Origin of the sequence: Bacillus sp. FSL M8-0266 (assembly GCF_038613425.1) — a bacterium.
GTDB classification, from domain to species: Bacteria; Bacillota; Bacilli; order Bacillales; family Bacillaceae; genus Bacillus; species Bacillus pumilus.
On the sequence record NZ_CP152015.1, the window covers coordinates 1,045,474 to 1,063,935 of the forward strand.

Here is an 18,462-nt window from a genome sequence, read left to right on the forward strand (position 1 = left end):
AATTTTATATTTAGTCATTCATCTATGGGAGGAAAACAGCAATGAATTTAATTCGGAATCAATGGAAGGACATTGTAACGAGCAAAAAACTACTGATCCCGATTTTAGCTGTCTTATTTATTCCGCTGATTTACAGTGGTGTATTTTTAAAAGCGTACTGGGACCCTTATGGTACAGTTGATCAATTGCCTGTAGCGGTTGTCAACTTGGATGAAGGCAGTCATTATGACGGGAAAACCCTTCAAGTTGGCGATGATTTAGTAAAGGAATTAAAGAAAAACGATAATTTCAAATGGAACTTTGTCGATAGTCATGAAAAGGCTATAAAAGGATTAAATAACGAGGACTATTACCTCGTGGTGGAAATACCAAAGAATTTCTCGAAAAATGCAAGTACAGTGCTAGAAAAACATCCGAAAAAATCGAATCTGAAATATTATACGAATCCAGGCGCCAACTATGCGGCGTCACAAATTGCGAATAATGCCATTATCAAATTAAAAGATTCAGTTTCAAAAGAAGTCACAAAAAATTACGCCGAGGTCATCTTTGATAACTTCAAAACGATTGCAAAAGGATTAGATCAAGCAAGCGATGGTGCGAAGAAAATTGATGACGGAACAAAAAGCGCAAAAGATGGCAGTACAAAGTTAAAAGACAACTTAGCCAAATTGGCTGAAGGTACGTTAACCTATAGCGAAGGTGTTCATCAGTTCGCAGGGAAAATGGGTGAACTGAACACAGGCATACAGTCTCTAGACAGTGGGCTTGGTCAGCTCTTAACAGGCTATCAAACCATTGATCAGAAATTTGGAGAGCTTGGTTCAGGAATTGATACATTAACCGAAGGATTAAACACAAGCAAAGAAGGACATCAGCAACTCGCTTCTAAAATGCCGCAATTCACAGCAGGCATTGAGCAGTTAAACAACAAAGCCCAATCCTTTTCAGAAAAAATTGCAGCAGTAGAAAAAGTCTTGTCGTCACCAGAGTTAGCGAATCTTGAAAAGATGGCGCCTAAACTTGATCAGGTGAAAAAAGACGCAAAAACGTTCAGTACAAAACTTGCTTCATTAAAAGAAGCATTATCAAATCGAGATGCTAAAGTAAAAAGCATTATCCAAAACAGCTCCATGACAGATGAAGAGAAAAAGGCGGCAATGGATCAGCTGAACAGTCTGCCTAAAATCGAACTGCCTGATCTGTCTGGACTCGAACAAAGCTTAGCAGCCTTGCAGGAACTGCCTGATGCAAGTGAGGTTCAACAAGCAGTTGCATCTGCAAAAGCGCAGCTGCAGCAAGTCAAACAGCTGCCAGAGAAAACAGAACAGCTGTACACGTCTACAGTTGCGATACAAAATGCGATCGATCAAATGACATCTGGTACGAATAAATTGTATCAAGGTGCACTGAAGCTTCAAACAGGTCAAGGTCAATTACAAGATGGCCTGCAAACAGCAAATGGAAAGCTTGATACGGCGAAAAGCGGAGCGGATAAGCTTGCAAATGGATCAAGTCAGCTTAGCGCAGCGTTAAATAAGCTGGAAAGTGGTTCAACAAATATCCAAAGCAATACATCTAAGCTTGCCGAAGGCTCAAAATCGCTTGATAAAGGATTGGGAGATTTAAAAAGCGGTACAGGTAAGCTGTCCAATAAATTGAAAAGCGCTGCTGATGAAACAGGTGAAATTGATGCAAATCAAGACAATTACAATATGATTGCAAGCCCTGTTAAAACAGAAAACGATACAGCGAAAAAGATTGATAATTATGGAACAGGGCTCACGCCTTATATTTTATCCATGGGACTCTTTGTTGGGGCTCTAATGCTCACCGTTGTATTCCCAATGAAAGACCCTGCTGGACGCCCTAGAAATGCGTTTGAATGGTTTGTCAGCAAATATAGCGTGCTTCTTCTTGTCGGTATCCTTCAAGCAGTCATTGCAAGTACGATGCTCATCTTTGGGCTTGGTCTTGAGGTGGAAAGCCTCTGGCGCTTCTATCTCTTTGCGATCGTCGTCAGTCTGACATTCTTAGCGATTATTCAGCTGCTAGCCACAACAATGGGGAACCCAGGACGCTTCATTGCCGTCATTATCTTAGTTCTTCAGCTCGCAGCAAGTGCTGGTACATTCCCGCTTGAGCTTGTGCCGAAGTTCTTCCAAATCATTCATAGTCTGCTTCCAATGACGTATACAATCAATGGATTTAGAACGATCATTGCAAGCGGTGATGACAGCTATTTATGGCACCAAGCAGCGATTCTCGGTTCAGTTGCGATCATCATGATGGCGGCAACAACTGCATACTTTGCTTGGAACGTAAGAAAAATGAAACAAGACGAAGCTTAATCAATGAATCCTTTCTCTTGATAGAGGAAGGATTTTTGATTTGAAATTAGACATCTTGAACCCGAAGCGATATATTTTAAGGAGAGATGCTATAAAAGGCATACATGGAAGGAATTGCTTTCACACAAAGGAGGAAATGCCGAATGACTACTGAAGTAAACGAAACCGTTCAGCTGATTCAAAAGCTCGTATCGATCCCAAGTCCGTCAGGGAATACAGAAAAGGTGATCGGCTTTGTTGAACGCTTTTTACAAGATGTAAATATTGAGACAAAACGAAATCGTAAGGGCGGCTTAATTGCCACTATTAAAGGAACTGATGACGAGGAACACCGCATGCTGACAGCACATGTCGATACGCTCGGTGCGATGGTAAAGGAAATTAAATCAAATGGACGGCTTCGTCTTGCACTCATTGGAGGCTTTCAATATAACTCAATTGAAGGCGAATATTGTGAAATTGAAACAGCAACAGGTCATACATACACAGGTACTATTCTTATGCATCAAACGTCCGTTCATGTCTATGCGGATGCTGGAAAAGCAAAACGAAACCAAGAAAATATGGAGATTCGTCTCGATGAAAAGGTGAAAAATGCAGACGATGTCAAAGCACTTGGGATTCAAGTAGGGGACTTTATCTCATTTGATCCTAGAGTGGAAGTGACGTCATCAGGCTTTATTAAATCAAGACACCTTGATGACAAGGCAAGTGTAGCGCTTTTGCTGCGACTCATCCACCGTATTCAAAAGGAAAATATCACACTGCCGCATACGACGCACTTCTTAATTTCTAATAATGAAGAGATTGGTTACGGTGGAAACTCCAATATTCCAGAAGAAACGGTGGAATATCTCGCTGTTGATATGGGAGCGATCGGCGATGGTCAATCAACAGATGAATATAGCGTGTCTATTTGTGTGAAGGACTCAAGCGGTCCTTATCATTATGGATTACGCAAGCATTTAGCCGCATTGGCACAAGAGAACAACATAGATTACCGTCTAGATATTTACCCTTATTACGGCTCTGATGCATCAGCAGCGATTCGAGCAGGTCATGATATCATTCATGGACTGATTGGACCGGGGATAGATTCCTCGCATGCTTTTGAACGAACACATGAAGATTCCCTTGTCCATACAGCGAATCTTCTTTATCACTACGTGCAATCATCCTTAATCACAGCATAAAAAAAGAACCCCGATAAATGGGGTTCTTTTTCATTAGCTTGAGAGCTGTGTCGGTTCAGGTACATCTTGTCCAGTCATTACGCGATGTCCTTTTTCAGGGTCATATTGCCCTTCCCATTTAGACATCACAACAGCTGCAAGTGCATTTCCTGTTAAGTTAACAACTGTTCGCGCCATATCCATGATACGGTCCACACCTGCAATAAATGCAAGACCTTCAGCAGGTACACCAATCGTTCCTAACGTGGCGAGTAATACAACAAAGGACGTACCAGGAACGGCAGCCATTCCTTTTGATGTCACCATCAGCACAAGAACAAGTGTGAGCTGCTGGACGATCGTGAGGTCAATGCCATATACCTGTGCAAGGAAAAGCGCAGCAATCGCTTGATACAAGACGGAGCCGTCCAGGTTAAACGTATAACCGATTGGGATAACGAAAGAAACAATTCCCTTCGGACATCCAATGCGCTCCATTTTATCCATGACTCTTGGTAAAACTGTTTCAGAGCTGGATGTACTAAAAGCAAGAAGCATTTCGTCTTTCATGTAAGCAAGAAATCTGAAAATATTGACGCCAATCATCTTTCCAATAATTCCGAATACAACGATAAGGAAGAGAGCGAGCGCAAAATAAACAAGACCTACAAGCTTACCTAATGAAATAAGCGATTCAAGACCAAATTTTGATACAGTCACACCAATGAGTGCGAAGACACCAAATGGTGCAGCTTTCATCACGACGTTGACGACATGGAACATGGCGTGTGATACACCTTCAAAAAAGGCGAGCACTGGTTTGCCGCGTTCACCAATGGCAGAAACGCCAAGAGCAAATAGCACAGTGAAGAAAATAATCGCAAGCAAATCACCTTCCGCCAATGATTGGAAGAAGTTCGTTGGAACGATATGAAGGAACGTATCAGCAATTGATTTGCTGCTTTGCTCTTTTTCCGTTTCAACATACTGGCTAATATCTTGTTTTTCCGTATTTCCAAAGTCAACGCCTGCACCAGGTTGAACAAAGTTAGCAAGCACAAGACCAAGGATAATCGCAAATGTTGTGATAATTTCAAAATAAAGAATGGTTCTAAAACCAAGTTTCCCTACCTTTTTACCATCACCGGCACCTGCAACTCCTAAAATTAAGCTAGATACGACAATTGGTATAACAATCATCTTAATGAGTCTTAAGAAGAAGTCTCCAATTGGTTTTAAATAAGTCTCAACGCCTGGGTTACCGAAAAAGATTGCCCCAACAACGACACCGAGAATAAGACCGATTAGGATTTGTGTAGCTAATCCAAATTTTAATTTTTTCATAGATTTCCTCCCTAGCATATTCATTAAAGGAATATTCCCATCATATTAAGTTTTAATATATGAAATAAAGTATAACTAAAATTAAAGAGGTTCGTCCACGATTAAATTATATTAAGAAAATACAAAATTGTTTGAAAAAATGAACATTTAGAACCTCCTTTATTGATTCAAGTCAATAAAAAGTGTCTTCAGAACTAAAACTCATCAGATGAAAATACTAAAAAACCCTTTTAGGACAAGGGTTTTACCTTTTTACCTATTTTTCAGAAAAAATAAAAAGCACTTTTGACTCCAACTGACGACGGAGGAAAAAAGTGCTTTTTAATTCATTTTTTTACCTTATTTAAGATAACTTACTTGTGAGCATTCCTCACATTCATTACCGTAACACTCGTGTTGTTCCATTAAATCATTTCCACATTTTGTGCATTTTTTTGAGGGCAAATTTCTAAAAAACTCTGTGATTTTTCCTAGCATTTGTCATCCTCCAATACGTTTTGTTGCTATTATTGTATTATAACAGATTAATAATTGTCAATCTGTTTTGTAACAATAGGCAAGAAGAATGCTTTTTTCATGAAAAATGGGTATATTGTAAGAAGGGGATTTTTAGAAAAGGAGGGAAAAATGACGATGAGATTAACTGTCATTGGATGCTACGGAGGATTTCCGGCCGCTGGTGAAGCGACGTCAGGGTATCTTTTTGAATCAGATGGCTTTCGTCTACTTGTAGACTGCGGAAGCGGTGTTCTTTCCAAACTGCAGCAATACATAGATATAGAAGAACTTGATGCTGTTCTCCTTTCTCATTATCACCACGATCATATTGCAGATATCGGACCACTCCAATATGCGAAGCTAGTGGGATATCATTTAGGAAAAAGCAGCGGTCCGCTTCCGGTCTATGGACATACAGGTAATCAAGAAGCTTTTGGGCGGCTTGCGGATGATGTACATACTAAGGCAAAGGCTTATCAGCCAGAAGAGGGTATTCAAATTGGTCCATTTCAAATTGATTTTTTGAAAACGGTTCATCCAGCAGAATGCTATGCGATGAGAATTCAGGCAGAGGATGCTGTGGTGGTGTATACAGCAGACTCAAGTTATCAGGAGGCATTTGTCCCATTTAGCAAGGATGCAGATCTACTGATTGCTGAAAGCAATTTTTACGCTGGACAGGACGGATCGAGTGTAGGACATATGAATAGTACAGAGGTGGGCAAGCTTGCAATGGAAGCAAATGTTGGGGAACTTATCATCACCCACCTGCCCCATTTTGGTCGTCATAAAGACCTAGTCAATGAAGCACAGGCGTTATATACTGGCAATATACAGCTTGCCCATTCAGGGCTTAGGTGGAACAAGGAAGGAAGATAGAGATGCTCTTTATCGATAACGAACAACATTATGATCCAATGATTAATTTGGCAATTGAAGAATATTGCTTAAAATATTTAGACCCAGAAGAAACGTACTTGCTGTTCTATATTAACCAGCCGTCGATTATCATTGGAAAGAACCAAAATACAATAGAAGAAATCAACACGAAGTATGTGGAAGACAACGGCATCAAAGTTGTCCGCCGCCTGTCCGGTGGTGGCGCAGTTTATCATGACAAAGGAAACTTAAACTTCAGCTTTATCACAAAAGATGATGGGGACAGCTTCCATAATTTTAAAAAGTTTACGGAGCCAGTCATCCAGGCGCTTGAAAAGCTAGGCGTCAAGGCTGAATTAAGTGGCAGAAATGACATCATGGCAGATGGTCGGAAAATTTCTGGAAATGCCCAGTTCGCTACAAGAGGGCGCATTTTCAGCCATGGCACGCTGCTATTTGATTCAGAAATTGAACATGTTGTTTCGGCTTTAAATGTGAAAAAAGAAAAGATTGAATCTAAAGGCATTAAATCCATTAGAAGCAGGGTTGCCAATATTAGTGAATTAATGGATCAAAAGATGACAACAGAAGAATTTAGAAAAATTCTGTTAAGCTACATTTTCGATACGAATGGGGATGTCCCTCAATATCAGTTGACTGAGAAGGATTGGGAAAAGATTCACGAGATTTCTCGGGATCGATATCAAAAATGGGAATGGAACTACGGCCGTTCACCGAAATTTAATTTACAGCATTCTAAGAGATTCTCAGCAGGCTCCATTGATCTTCGATTAGAAGTGAAAAAAGGGATGATCCAGGACTGCAAGATCTTTGGTGATTTCTTTGGTGTAGGGGATATTGCTGATATTGAAAAAAGACTCATTGGGCAGCAATATGATCGCAAAACGATCAGTGACGTATTAGAAGATATGGACATGCGCCACTACTTTGGCAACGTATCAAAAGAGGATTTTCTTGATTTGATTTATTAAGAGGGACAAGCACGGCTAGAGATAGCGGTGCTTTTTTGATTGAAAGAAATGAAAGCGATTTACATTTGATCTTGTGGATTTTTTCGATTGTCTATTATAATAGAAAGGAGGAATGTTTGGCCATAAAATGAATGGCTATTCATTCATTGATGACATGTAAGGGGTGGGAGAATGGATTTGATCAAAAATCTAGAGCAGACGGCGATGACGAAGGGAGAAGATATCGCACTGATCTTTGAAGGAAATCAGTGGACCTATCGAGAGCTCATGACAAGTATCGAGCGCTTTGCAGATGGTTTAGTGAGCGAAGGGTTTCAAGCTGGGGATCATATCGCGCTTATTTTAGGAAATTCACCGCATTTTGTCATTTCTTTTTTTGGTGCCTTAAAGGCAGGGCTTGTCGTAGTACCAATCAATCCAACATACACGCCTAGTGAAATTGGCTATATGCTGATTACAGGTGATGTAAAAGGGATTGTTGCCCCTGAACAGCTACTGCCAGTGTACGAGCAGGTGTACGAACAGCTTCCGTCTATTGAACGGGTGATTATTTGTGCAGAAAATGAATCTGCGTGCAGATCAAGTTTTAAGGAAGTATCTGATCGACTTGTCTTCTTTGGAAAGCTTGTGTCTGGTCATGCGAAAGAAAGCGTACATCCTTCTATTCATCAGGACGATACGGCAGTTATTTTATTTACATCTGGCACGACAGGAAAACCAAAGGGTGCGATGCTGACTCATTTTAATCTGTATTCAAATGCCAGGGACGTTGCTGAGTACCTATCCATTGATGAAAAGGACAAGGTGATTGCCGCATTGCCGATGTTCCACGTATTTTGTTTAACGGTTTGTATGAATGCACCATTGATTCATGGCGCGACCATCTATGTTCTGCCGCATTTCAGCCCATCAGAGCTTTTGCGTATGATGGAAAAAGAGAAGCCAACGTTATTTGTTGGTGTTCCGACTATGTATAACTATTTGTACCGCCAGGAAGGGCATGAGAAAGCAATGTCCTCTGTGAGGATTTGTATATCAGGCGGTGCCTCAATGCCTGTTGCTTTACTTCACGGTTTTGAGAAAAAATTTGGTGTCACGGTGCTGGAGGGTTACGGATTATCAGAGGCTTCCCCAGTAACTGCATTCAATCCTCTTGATGGAAAAAGAAAACCCGGTTCAGTCGGGACCGACATTATGAATGTGAAAAATAAGATTGTGAATGAACTGGGAGAAGAAGTCGGTCCAAATGAAGTCGGAGAGCTCATAGCAAAAGGGCCAAACATTATGAAAGGCTATTATCAAATGCCAGAAGATACTGAAGTTGCACTAAGAGACGGGTGGCTGTACACCGGTGATTTAGCGAGAAGAGATGAAGAAGGATACATTTATATTGTCGATCGGAAAAAGGATATGATTCTCGTTGGCGGTTATAATGTGTATCCAAGAGAAGTAGAAGAAGTGCTTTATCAACATGAAGCTGTAGCAGAAGCCGTTGTCATCGGTGTGCCAGATCCAAACACCGGAGAGGCTGTCGTCTGTTACATTTCCCCTAAGAAACATGCTCACATCGATCAAGAAGACATCATCACACATTGTTCACGCTTTTTAGCGAAATATAAGCAGCCCCAAACGATCCATTTCATAGATGATATTCCAAAGAACACAACAGGTAAAATTTTAAGAAGAGCACTAAAGGAAAAGTATCAAGCAGAGGAAAGTAAATAAAAAAAAGGGAGTCTTTTATGAAGAGACTCCCTTAGTGTGTACAGGTTCTATCACGCTGATAAGAAGACAAAGGGATAAAATAAAATTTCAGCCCTTTTGAATGGCTTCTTTTAACTGTTTCTGAAAAGAATTAGACTGTTTTTGATTCAGCTCATAATAAGTCCCATCTACTAAAAAAACGACCTGCGAACGGTTTGTCCAAAGCTGAAAGGTGGTGCCGTTTGTTCGGCCGTACATCACCTTGGCAATATAATCTGGTTTCTTTAAATTTTTCTTGAGATGATTGCTTGTTTGTTTACCTTTGTTTAAATCTTCTATTAAATCTTCTGCTGTGTCCTTATCATCTATTTCATAAGAAATGGACTCTTTTTCAGATGAAAGGAGCAATTTTTCTGCTCGATTCTCATCAAAGATTTCGCTCGTCCGGCTGAATACATAAAAGAAGGTAATAAGTAAAAGTCCAAAGATTACAACTCCTGCAAGGATTTTCTTCATTTCGATCCTCCAACTCTCTATTTTATATGTAGCATCTCCGATTTTCGAGTAGCATAATCATTTTTTTCGTGAAAGCTTTTTCAGATAGGGCATGCTATGATGGAGCCACATGAGACAGGTTCTAAACAAAATAATGGATGATTAGAATAGAGAGAGGGATGGAAAGGAGGCTGACCTGTGCGAGTACGTAAATGGGTAGTTCTTGCAACGGTAGCATACATATTGTACGGTCTTTTTATTTATTCTTATTTGTTTCTATTTGGGGATGCATCAGTTCCTGACAGTGTAAAAGGAACAAGTGCAGATCCGCATACCTTTATGACAAGCCATGAGCTTGTCATCAGCGAGAATTTCTCGAGATTACGTAACTTGCTATTTTTCATGACAATTCCATTAGATTGGTATGTCTTTTTTCTTCTGCTCATTTCAGGGTTTTCACGAAAATTAGCAGACTGGAGCCTGGCAGCAGCTCGTTTCACATTTTTAAGTAAACTTGTATATGTGTTTGTGCTGTCGCTTTTGACAATGCTGATTTCACTTCCCATTAAGTGGATTGGTTATCAGCTGTCTTTGCACTACGGAGTATCTGCTCAAAGTACGGCAAGCTGGTTTAAAGATCAAATTCTAGATTTTTGGATTCAATATCCGCTTCTTGCCCTATGTGCCATTGTATTCTTTTGGCTTATTCAAAAAAGAAGAAAGCGTTGGTGGCTGTATGCCTGGTGTTTGACAGTTCCATTCACGCTATTTCTCTTCTTTATACAGCCGGTCGTCATTGATCCGTTATATAACAATTTTTATCCACTAAAGAATCAAGCTCTTGAGAACAAGATCTTAACACTTGCAGACAAAGCTCATATCCCAGCAGATCATGTATATGAGGTCAATATGTCTGAGAAAACGAACACGATGAATGCTTATGTCACAGGGATTGGTGAAAATAAGCGTATTGTGTTATGGGATACGACATTGCAAAAGCTGAAAGATCGCGAAATTTTATTTATCATGGCACATGAAATGGGACATTACGTCATGAAGCATGTCTATATAGGATTAGCAGGATATCTAGTGCTGTCACTTGCGGGATTTTTTGCGATTGACCGTCTCTATTTTTATTTCTATCGTAAGAGAGCAGTTCTATTTCGGCTGAGGGATCCGCGCGACATCGCTGCTCTTCCGCTTCTTCTCATTATTGTATCGATGCTGTCATTTGCAGCATCACCTTTTACAAATGCAGTTTCAAGACATCAAGAACGTGCAGCTGATGAGTATGCGGTAAACCTGACAAAAGACGGAGAGGCAGGGGTGACGTCTTTTCAAAAGCTTGCAAAATCAGGGCTGTCTCAGGTGAATCCACCACTTTTAGTGAAGGTCTTCCGCTACGGGCACCCAACTATGATGGAGAGAATCATGGAAATGGAAAAAGCAGCGGAAAAAGAGGAAACGTCGAGGAAGCAATAAATAAAAAATCCGGCTGCATCAGCCGGATTTTATTTATTAGTTAGAAGCCGCTTGAACGTTGATTAACCCTTTTCCGTAATAGAAGGAGTTACCAAGCGGTGTTGCCGTGTTTTCTAAGCGCTGGCGAACCTGAGAAGTTGATAGATTCGGGTACTTAGAAAGGATAAGCGCTGCTGCTCCTGCTACATGAGGAGACGCCATAGACGTTCCAGTATAAGATGTGTATCCACTGCTTGGTACTGTACTTAAAATAGAAGTACCAGGTGCAGAAACATCTAATTCAGGACCTGCGCTGGAAGACGAATTTCTGACATTGCTGCTGTTTACATTGGCAACGGCAATGGTAGAATCATATTTTGCTGGATAGCCAACTGTACTTGTAGAGCCAGTTGAACCTGAGTTACCTGCAGCCGCCACAACAACGACTCCGCGGTTATTCGCTGTATCAACGGCATTTTTAAGCGCTGTTGAACCGTTCGGTCCGCCTAAGCTCATGTTGATGACATCCATATTATTGGCTACTGCCCATTCAATACCGCTAATGATCCAGCTATATTGTCCGTCGCCATAACGGTCTAATACTTTAACAGCATATAGGGAAGCACTTGGAGCGACCCCAAGAACACCAATTGTGTTATCAAGGGCAGCGATAGTTCCGGCTACGTGAGTTCCATGTGATTGAAAGTCTTGGGTGGCATTTGGTTCTGAAGGGACGAAGCTGGCACCGCCTGCAACATTTAAATCAGGGTGTGCAGCGTGGATGCCCGTATCAAGGACAGCTACTTTGACATTAGCACCTTTATAACCTTGAGCGTGTACAGCTGGAGCTTTGATTTGAGGGATTCCATAAGGGACGGTTTGTGCATATGCTTCTGCTTTGTGGTCTTCTTCTACGTAAGCAATGCTAGGGTCATGTTCAAGTTTTTTTGCGGCTTGTTCGGACATCTTTACTTGTGCGGCATTAATGAGACGATATTGCTTTTCAAGTTTTCCACCATTTTGAGTGACGGCTTGTTTCTTAGAGCTGTTTGTAGTGGCAGAGGCTTTAAAGCCAACAATATAGCTCTTTTCACTATCTGACTTTGAGACCGTCTCGGCATTTGCCATGGAGCCTCCAAACCCTGCTGAAAACAAAAGAGGGACAGCCAATAAAACACTTGTCATCACATTTTTCTTTTTCACGCACAATCCACATCCCTTTTTTCTTATTTCAGAATAATCATCCGTAGTCTATAAGAATGATCCGTTTGACTATTCTGTATATTCAGTTTAAGGGAAGTAGGCAAATAAGAGTAGACCTGAATTTTTGTGAAAGTCCTAGCGAAAAGTGGGGAATTAAGTCACTTGGAAATGATGGTAAAATATGTTTATTCTACTATTTCAGCGGTTATCTATTAAAAAGGAAGTGTGCTTTTTTTCTTATGATCCATTTTCGGAGAAATATTCGATACCCGAAAAGCCTTAAAATAGGTAGAAACGTCTAGCATCTATTTCGAATTTCGATATAAAAAAATACTATTTTATCATTGTTTTTGTCATTTAAAAAGAACCTGTTTATATAACAGGTTCTCAGATTTTAGCCCTTTGTCTTCTTTTCAGCGTGATAGAAAACCTTTGCAGTCTAGGAAGGACGAGCACTGGCGCGGAGCAAATTTGCAATTCGTGAGCACCAGCGCACAGGACTGACAACGAATGCGAGGGTTTGTCTACACGCTTAAAGAACCTGTTTACATAACAGGTTCTTTAAGTAGGAGAGGATTGAGTTAAATGGCTGACCACGTTGTAATCAAGCACCTTCCATTTACCATCTTTCCATTCCATATAATTTAAGCAAGCATTGACGAGCCTCGTGTTCTCAAGACCAAGATGTTCACCCGCTATGGTGGTGAGTAAAGCATGGATGGCAGCGCCGTGTGCCACGATCAGGACTTGTTGATTCGGATAGGCTGCTCTAACTTTCTCAATGCCTTCTACCATTCGATCTTGAATTGTCTCAAGCGGCTCCATATTTGGATACTGTTTATCTGGAAAAAGCTTTTGGCGCTCCTCAAATGACATGCCTTCAGCATCGCCATAATCACGCTCAATGAAATCATCCATGATGACAAGAGGCGCATCTACATGTTTTAAAATCAAGTGTGCTGTTTCTTTTGCCCTTGTGAGTGGACTGGAAATGACAACATCCCAACGGGCATTCTTCAAATAAAGGCCCGTTTGTTCAGCCTGCCATTTACCAGTATCATTTAAAGGGATATCTGTTCGTCCTTGAATTCGTTTCGCTGCATTCCAATCTGTTTCCCCGTGTCTGACTAGGCAAATTGTTGTCAATTAAATCCCGCCTTTTCTATCTTTTCTTCTATTATACTAAAGCAGAAGAAAAAAGACTGGATCAGCGATTTGTGAGACTTGTTAAGGATTCGACTGAGCTGGCAACTTGGGACACCGTTTGTTTGACTTCCTTCAATTCGTTCAGGAAGGTTTGAAGGTCTATTTCAATTTTTCCATTTTGATTTTTGCTTAAGTTCATGCTGCTGACGATATCATCGAAGAGCGAATTGATTTGAGTCATTTTTTCTTTACTATCTGTCACGAGTAAATTCACGTCCCCAATGTGCTGAGACACAATGGAGATTTGTGAATTGGTATTGTTGACGAGTTCAGATACGGTTGAAACCGTTTTCTTTGTGTCCTCTGATAATTTACGAACCTCGTTTGCGACGACAGCAAAGCCTTTTCCGTGTTCGCCTGCTCGTGCAGATTCGATGGAAGCATTTAAAGATAACAAGTTCGTCTGCTCTGCAATGCCTGTGACAATCCCAAAGATTTGTTCAATCTGTTTGGCGATTTCTTCTAAACGTTTAATTTCTGTTTCAATCTTTGTCATGCTGCCATCAATTTGGTTCATTTGTGTTTGTTGAATCTCTAATTCTTTTTTTCCGCCAATCGATTTTTCCTCGACCTGTGCTGAAATTTGCGTTCCAGCTTGCGACATGTCCGCCATCTCATCAGATTTTGATACAAGCTTGTCCACTGCATTCGTTGTGTTTGAGAAGAGAGATGCAAGCGAATTTGATGTTTCTGTGATTTTTGTATGGAGCTCCTGCTGCTGCTGTTCTGCTTCATCACGAATTTTAGAATATTCATTTTGGAATGTATCAAGGACAAGCTGCTGCTCTAAATTTAAGATTTTCGTCGTCGCTTTGACTGCTGTCTGATATTCTTTGAAATCTTGGATATGCTGAGCAAATAAATCCATAATTGATAGCAGAAGGTCCTGGAATGCTGCCATATACCACTTAGGCTGGAGGCCAATCCGTAAATGAACTTGCGCAATTTTAATTCGTTTTGCCACATAGGCTTCATCAACCACACCTGCAAACATTTCACTAATATGAATGCGGAGTGTTTTTTTCAAACGCTCGACAGAACTATTATCCTGAATGATATGCATCAAGGAAGACTCGACTTCTAAATTTTTATAAAATTTATCAACGATACGTGCAATATCCTCCTGAACAATTGGATTGAGCTGTTTTAGAATCAATAGGTCATGCTGCGTCAGGTCTATCATTTTGATTTGTTTCGCGATATCCGTATTGTCAGAAAAGTTGATACGTTTTATCCCATCATTCTGCTGTGTGAAAAAAGCAGTGTTTTTTCTTTTCGTCTCTTTTTTAAATAACAATGTTTTTGTCCCCCTATAATCATCACAAATTATCAGACTTTATATTATCTATCGGATAATATTGGATTTTTTAAAGGGAATCAGTAAAATTTTACTGTTCTTTATAAGACCTTTTTAGTGGTTTCTTTGCTGGGCCTTCTACTACCTCTCCAGTAATGGAGAAACGTGAACCGTGACACGGGCAATCCCAAGTGCGGTCACTATTATTCCAAGCGACTTCACAGCCTAGGTGAGTACACGTTGTATCGACAAGAAAGATGTTCCCGTCCTCTGATTTAAAGGCGCCACATTTTTTATGTTCATAAGAGACAATGCCGCCTTCTCCTGGCTTTAAATCATCAATGGTTTGATCGGTTCGTTTTAATTTACCACTGATCAGCTTGGCAGCGACATTGCTGTTTTCTTTAACGAAATCTTTGACGAAAGAATCAGAAACAGGTCTTGATGGCGTAAAAATGGATTCGTATGGATTCAATTTTCCTTCAATCAAATTACCGATAAGAGTAGCTGCGACATGGCTTGTCGTCATGCCCCATTTTCTAAAACCGGTCGCAACAAAGATATTTTGATGGTGTTTGGTTAGGCGGCCAATGTAAGGGATTTGATCCATTGTGACCATATCGTGTGTAGACCAGCGATACAGCACCTCTTCAATTCCAAGGGTAGCGTCTCCAAACCTTTCTAGTCCTTCATAGTGAGCAGATTCATCCCCGCCTTGTCCAGTTTTATGACCTTCTCCTCCGATGAGAACCACTTCCTCACCATGCCATTCTGCCGTTCTTAAAGAATGAGCAGGCTGGTCGATCCCTAAGTACATTCCATCTGGTAGCGGCTTCGTTGTTTTGGCTGCTACCACATAAGATTGCTCTGGGTGAATGCGCGTGAAATAAAGTCCTTTTCCATCATAAAAAGGAAAGTGCGAACAGGAAATGATATAGCGGCCTGTCAGGTGATGGTCGTCTTTTGTGACGACAGCAGGGCGGTTTCCTTCTTTCACGTCAACAGCAGTTGTCTGTTCATAAATACGTACACCTCGCTCTAGGAGCTGGTCAATGAGTGCATTGAGATAATGAAGGGGATGGAACTGTGCCTGCTGCGTCATTGCTAGGGCAGCCTTGATGTCAGCATCAAAAGGAAGCGCTGTTTTCCATTCTCGATCAATCCCAAGCTGTTTGTAGGCATCTAATTCCTTTTTTAATTTTTTTACACCGCTTTCTTCCTTTGTATAGAGGTACGCATCTTTGACTTCTAGCTGACAATCAATGTCGTACTTTTTGACACGAGCTTGAATCAGCTCTTTTGCTTTCTCATTTGCTTCTACATACAAACGGGCTTTGGGCATACCAATTTGCTGGATCAGCTCATAGTAGTACACATCGTGCTGTGAGGTAATCTTAGCTGTCGTATGTCCGGTCGTACCTTGCAGCAGTTGATCAGCATCAATGATGATGACATTCAGCCCGCGTTCTGTCATTTCAAACGCGGTAGCGATACCGGTAATACCACCGCCAACAATGATGACATCTGCTGTGAGATCCTCATCTACTGCAGGAAAAGAATGCTTTTGACTATCCGCTATCCATAATGATTTTGCCTGTTCCAATCCTTTATGTTCTTGTTCCATACTGTCGCCTCCAGTTAGTGACTTGTTGTGTATAATTTTTCCACAATGAAGAAAATCATACATTTGAAAGGAAACTAGTTCGGCATACATAAAAAAATAGCCAACACATAAAAATAAACAAGATAAAAGGAAGGAGTGGTCAGACGTGTCAACAAAGCAGCCGAAGAAAACATTGCCGCCTCAGCATCAAAGTGAGCGTCCAGGTCTTGAATATAAAATGAATCCAAGGCCTGTTTTTGATCGAGAGATGCCGGATAAAAAGTTAGCAGGGAAAACAGCTATTGTGACAGGTGGAGACAGCGGGATCGGAAGAGCAGTCTCGGTCTTATTTGCGAAGGAAGGCGCCAATGTCGCCATTGTTTACTTGAGTGAACACCGCGATGCAGAGGAAACGAAGGACTATATTGAAAAGGCGGGAGGCCGCGCCATTTTAATTGCAGGTGATTTAGGAGATGAGTCGTTTTCAAACGAGGTCGTCAAAAAAACGAAGGATGCTTTCGGTTCCATTGATATTTTGGTGAACAATGCCGGGGAACAACATCCGCAAAAAAGCATTGAACAGATTACCTCACATCAGCTTCTTCGAACATTTCAAACGAATATTTTTGCCATGTTTTACTTAACAAAAGCGGTACTTCCTCATTTAAAGAAAGGAAGCAGTATCATTAATACCACATCTGTCACAGCCTATAAAGGTCATGAAACCTTGATCGACTATTCATCTACAAAAGGGGCAGTCGTGACATTTACGAGATCATTATCTTTATCGCTCATTAAGCAAGGGATTAGAGTGAATGGGGTAGCCCCAGGACCCATTTGGACACCGCTCATTCCATCGACCTTTACGGAAAAGGAAGTCTCTGAATTTGGCGGAGATGTTCCAATGGAGCGTCCTGGTGAGCCAGTAGAGCTTGCACCGAGTTATTTATTTTTAGCGAGCGAAGACTCCTCTTATATAAATGGACAAATCCTGCATGTAAATGGCGGAACCATTTTAAATGGATAAACAAAAAACTTGCGGTAAAGAGACGAGTTGCTGCCCTCTTTGCCGCAAGTAAAATCATCATGATTAATGTAAGCAGTGTTCTGCATATTGAGCTGACAGGTCGTTGAATCGTTTTTCATCGCGCTGATCCAGTGCCTTATCAATCTCTTCTCTAAGGAAGGTTAAGCGCTGTTTATAAAGCGCCTCATCTAAAACCATTTGAATATAGATGTCTAAAATCGTCACGCCGTTTTCTTCGGTTTTTTGGGTGTTGCGGGACTTCATGAGCTCAGCATACGTTTTTTTCTCTTTCATAAAGAATCCCCCCGATGCCTTTTTTATAGTATATGGATTGGCGGAGAAAAAATCAACAAGAATTTATAATTTTTAGACAATTTATTTTTGAGCGAAATCGACATCTCTTGTCCGATCGACACAATGTGATATATCTTTAAAAAAGGCTTTTCGATAGATCGAATGGACTAAATAATACGATAAAAAAATGATTTTTAATAAATTTTGAAAAAATCCTGTCGTTTCTTATATGTTGGTGATAGATTAATAGTATCTAAAATAACCAAAAATTAACACAGGAGGAAATGAAGTGTCAGGAATTAGTGAAACACCTTTAGATTCATACGTCATTAATCAAACAACAATGGCGATCCTTCCGGTTGAAGAAGGAAAAAGAGTATATTCAAAAGTCATAGAAAGAGAGACAAGCTTTTACGTTGAATTAAAGCCCCTGCAAATTATTGAACGCAGCTGCCGATTCTTCGGCTCAAGCTATGCAGGCAGAAAAGCGGGAACATATGAAGTAACAGGAATTTCTCACAAGCCTCCCATTGTGATTGACTCATCCAATCATCTGTATTTCTTCCCAACCTATTCATCCAACCGTCCTCAGTGCGGTTGGATCTCCCACAAATACATTCATACCTTCCAGGAATCATCCCTCGGAGACACGGTGGTCATCTTTACAAATGAGCAAACCGTCAAACTCGATGTCTCATATAAGTCATTTGAGAGTCAGGTGCACAGAACAGCGTATCTCCGAACGAAATTTCAAGATCGCCTTGATGGTGGTCTTCCTAAAAAACAAGAATTTATGCTGTATCCAAAGGAACAACAGCTCAACCTTGTATATGATTTTATATTAAGGGAGCTTCGGAACAGATATTAACTAAAACCAGCGGCAGCACAGCCGCTGGACTCCTTATGAAGCGAGGGTTTAGCATATCAAAAACATTG

The 18,462-nt window shown here is 40.7% G+C and carries 16 protein-coding genes; 8 read left to right on the plus strand and 8 right to left on the minus strand.

Annotated elements, in window-relative coordinates; genetic code table 11:
• The first annotated feature begins 41 nt into the window (after positions 1 to 41).
• Both MKY83_RS05065 and MKY83_RS05070 read left to right on the plus strand, forming a co-directional pair.
• Positions 42 to 2,351 carry a YhgE/Pip domain-containing protein gene (locus tag MKY83_RS05065; protein WP_319610717.1) on the plus strand — a complete coding sequence of 770 codons (2,310 nt, stop codon included), beginning with the start codon at positions 42 to 44 and terminating at the stop codon, positions 2,349 to 2,351.
• 143 nt (positions 2,352 to 2,494) lie between these two features.
• Positions 2,495 to 3,544 (plus strand): M42 family metallopeptidase, encoded by a 1,050-nt coding sequence (locus tag MKY83_RS05070; RefSeq protein ID WP_106067171.1) that lies wholly within the window; start codon positions 2,495 to 2,497, stop codon positions 3,542 to 3,544.
• Between the two features lie 33 nt (positions 3,545 to 3,577).
• Here the strand turns inward: MKY83_RS05070 and MKY83_RS05075 are convergent, their stop codons facing one another.
• Both MKY83_RS05075 and yhfH read right to left on the minus strand, forming a co-directional pair.
• Entirely contained in the window at positions 3,578 to 4,867 is a 1,290-nt protein-coding gene (locus tag MKY83_RS05075; RefSeq protein ID WP_044140699.1) for a cation:dicarboxylase symporter family transporter, read from the minus strand.
• Between the two features lie 339 nt (positions 4,868 to 5,206).
• Positions 5,207 to 5,344 carry a protein YhfH gene (gene yhfH, locus MKY83_RS05080; RefSeq protein WP_008359029.1) on the minus strand — a complete coding sequence of 46 codons (138 nt, stop codon included), beginning with the start codon at positions 5,342 to 5,344 and terminating at the stop codon, positions 5,207 to 5,209.
• A 156-nt stretch (positions 5,345 to 5,500) separates the two neighbouring features.
• Between yhfH and MKY83_RS05085 the strand changes: the two genes are divergently transcribed.
• The 3 genes from MKY83_RS05085 to MKY83_RS05095 all read left to right on the plus strand — a co-directional run bounded on the left by MKY83_RS05085 (position 5,501) and on the right by MKY83_RS05095 (position 8,961).
• Positions 5,501 to 6,244 carry an MBL fold metallo-hydrolase gene (locus tag MKY83_RS05085; RefSeq protein WP_342488650.1) on the plus strand — a complete coding sequence of 248 codons (744 nt, stop codon included), beginning with the start codon at positions 5,501 to 5,503 and terminating at the stop codon, positions 6,242 to 6,244.
• Positions 6,245 to 6,246: 2 nt separating this feature from the next.
• On the plus strand, positions 6,247 to 7,236 hold the full coding sequence (locus MKY83_RS05090) for a lipoate--protein ligase (RefSeq protein ID WP_044140700.1): 990 nt from the start codon (positions 6,247 to 6,249) through the stop codon (positions 7,234 to 7,236).
• A gap of 171 nt (positions 7,237 to 7,407) precedes the next feature.
• Complete coding sequence (locus MKY83_RS05095) at positions 7,408 to 8,961, plus strand: fatty acid--CoA ligase family protein (RefSeq protein WP_106067174.1); 1,554 nt, start codon at positions 7,408 to 7,410, stop codon at positions 8,959 to 8,961.
• 87 nt (positions 8,962 to 9,048) lie between these two features.
• On the opposite strand, the gene MKY83_RS05100 is transcribed toward MKY83_RS05095, so the two are convergent.
• Positions 9,049 to 9,456, minus strand: coding sequence for a sporulation protein (locus tag MKY83_RS05100; protein ID WP_106067175.1), 408 nt, complete (start codon positions 9,454 to 9,456; stop codon positions 9,049 to 9,051).
• A 177-nt stretch (positions 9,457 to 9,633) separates the two neighbouring features.
• On the opposite strand from MKY83_RS05100, the gene MKY83_RS05105 reads away from it, so the two are divergent.
• On the plus strand, positions 9,634 to 10,917 hold the full coding sequence (locus tag MKY83_RS05105; protein ID WP_113768381.1) for a M48 family metallopeptidase: 1,284 nt from the start codon (positions 9,634 to 9,636) through the stop codon (positions 10,915 to 10,917).
• Between the two features lie 36 nt (positions 10,918 to 10,953).
• Here the strand turns inward: MKY83_RS05105 and MKY83_RS05110 are convergent, their stop codons facing one another.
• The 4 genes from MKY83_RS05110 to MKY83_RS05125 form a co-directional block, all read right to left on the minus strand.
• Positions 10,954 to 12,099: a S8 family peptidase gene (locus MKY83_RS05110; protein ID WP_044140726.1), complete on the minus strand. Its 1,146-nt coding sequence runs from the start codon at positions 12,097 to 12,099 to the stop codon at positions 10,954 to 10,956.
• Positions 12,100 to 12,660: 561 nt separating this feature from the next.
• Positions 12,661 to 13,245 (minus strand): histidine phosphatase family protein, encoded by a 585-nt coding sequence (locus MKY83_RS05115; protein ID WP_113768382.1) that lies wholly within the window; start codon positions 13,243 to 13,245, stop codon positions 12,661 to 12,663.
• 61 nt (positions 13,246 to 13,306) lie between these two features.
• On the minus strand, positions 13,307 to 14,602 hold the full coding sequence (locus MKY83_RS05120) for a globin-coupled sensor protein (protein WP_065098915.1): 1,296 nt from the start codon (positions 14,600 to 14,602) through the stop codon (positions 13,307 to 13,309).
• Positions 14,603 to 14,693: 91 nt separating this feature from the next.
• Positions 14,694 to 16,226, minus strand: a complete 1,533-nt coding sequence (locus MKY83_RS05125) for an FAD-dependent oxidoreductase (protein ID WP_268452869.1) — start codon at positions 16,224 to 16,226, stop codon at positions 14,694 to 14,696.
• A 145-nt stretch (positions 16,227 to 16,371) separates the two neighbouring features.
• On the opposite strand from MKY83_RS05125, the gene MKY83_RS05130 reads away from it, so the two are divergent.
• Positions 16,372 to 17,232, plus strand: coding sequence for an SDR family oxidoreductase (locus tag MKY83_RS05130; RefSeq protein ID WP_113768384.1), 861 nt, complete (start codon positions 16,372 to 16,374; stop codon positions 17,230 to 17,232).
• Positions 17,233 to 17,295: 63 nt separating this feature from the next.
• On the opposite strand, the gene MKY83_RS05135 is transcribed toward MKY83_RS05130, so the two are convergent.
• Positions 17,296 to 17,526: an IDEAL domain-containing protein gene (locus tag MKY83_RS05135; protein ID WP_003210924.1), complete on the minus strand. Its 231-nt coding sequence runs from the start codon at positions 17,524 to 17,526 to the stop codon at positions 17,296 to 17,298.
• 289 nt (positions 17,527 to 17,815) lie between these two features.
• Between MKY83_RS05135 and MKY83_RS05140 the strand changes: the two genes are divergently transcribed.
• On the plus strand, positions 17,816 to 18,394 hold the full coding sequence (locus MKY83_RS05140; protein ID WP_003212419.1) for a competence protein ComK: 579 nt from the start codon (positions 17,816 to 17,818) through the stop codon (positions 18,392 to 18,394).
• Positions 18,395 to 18,462 lie beyond the last annotated feature (68 nt).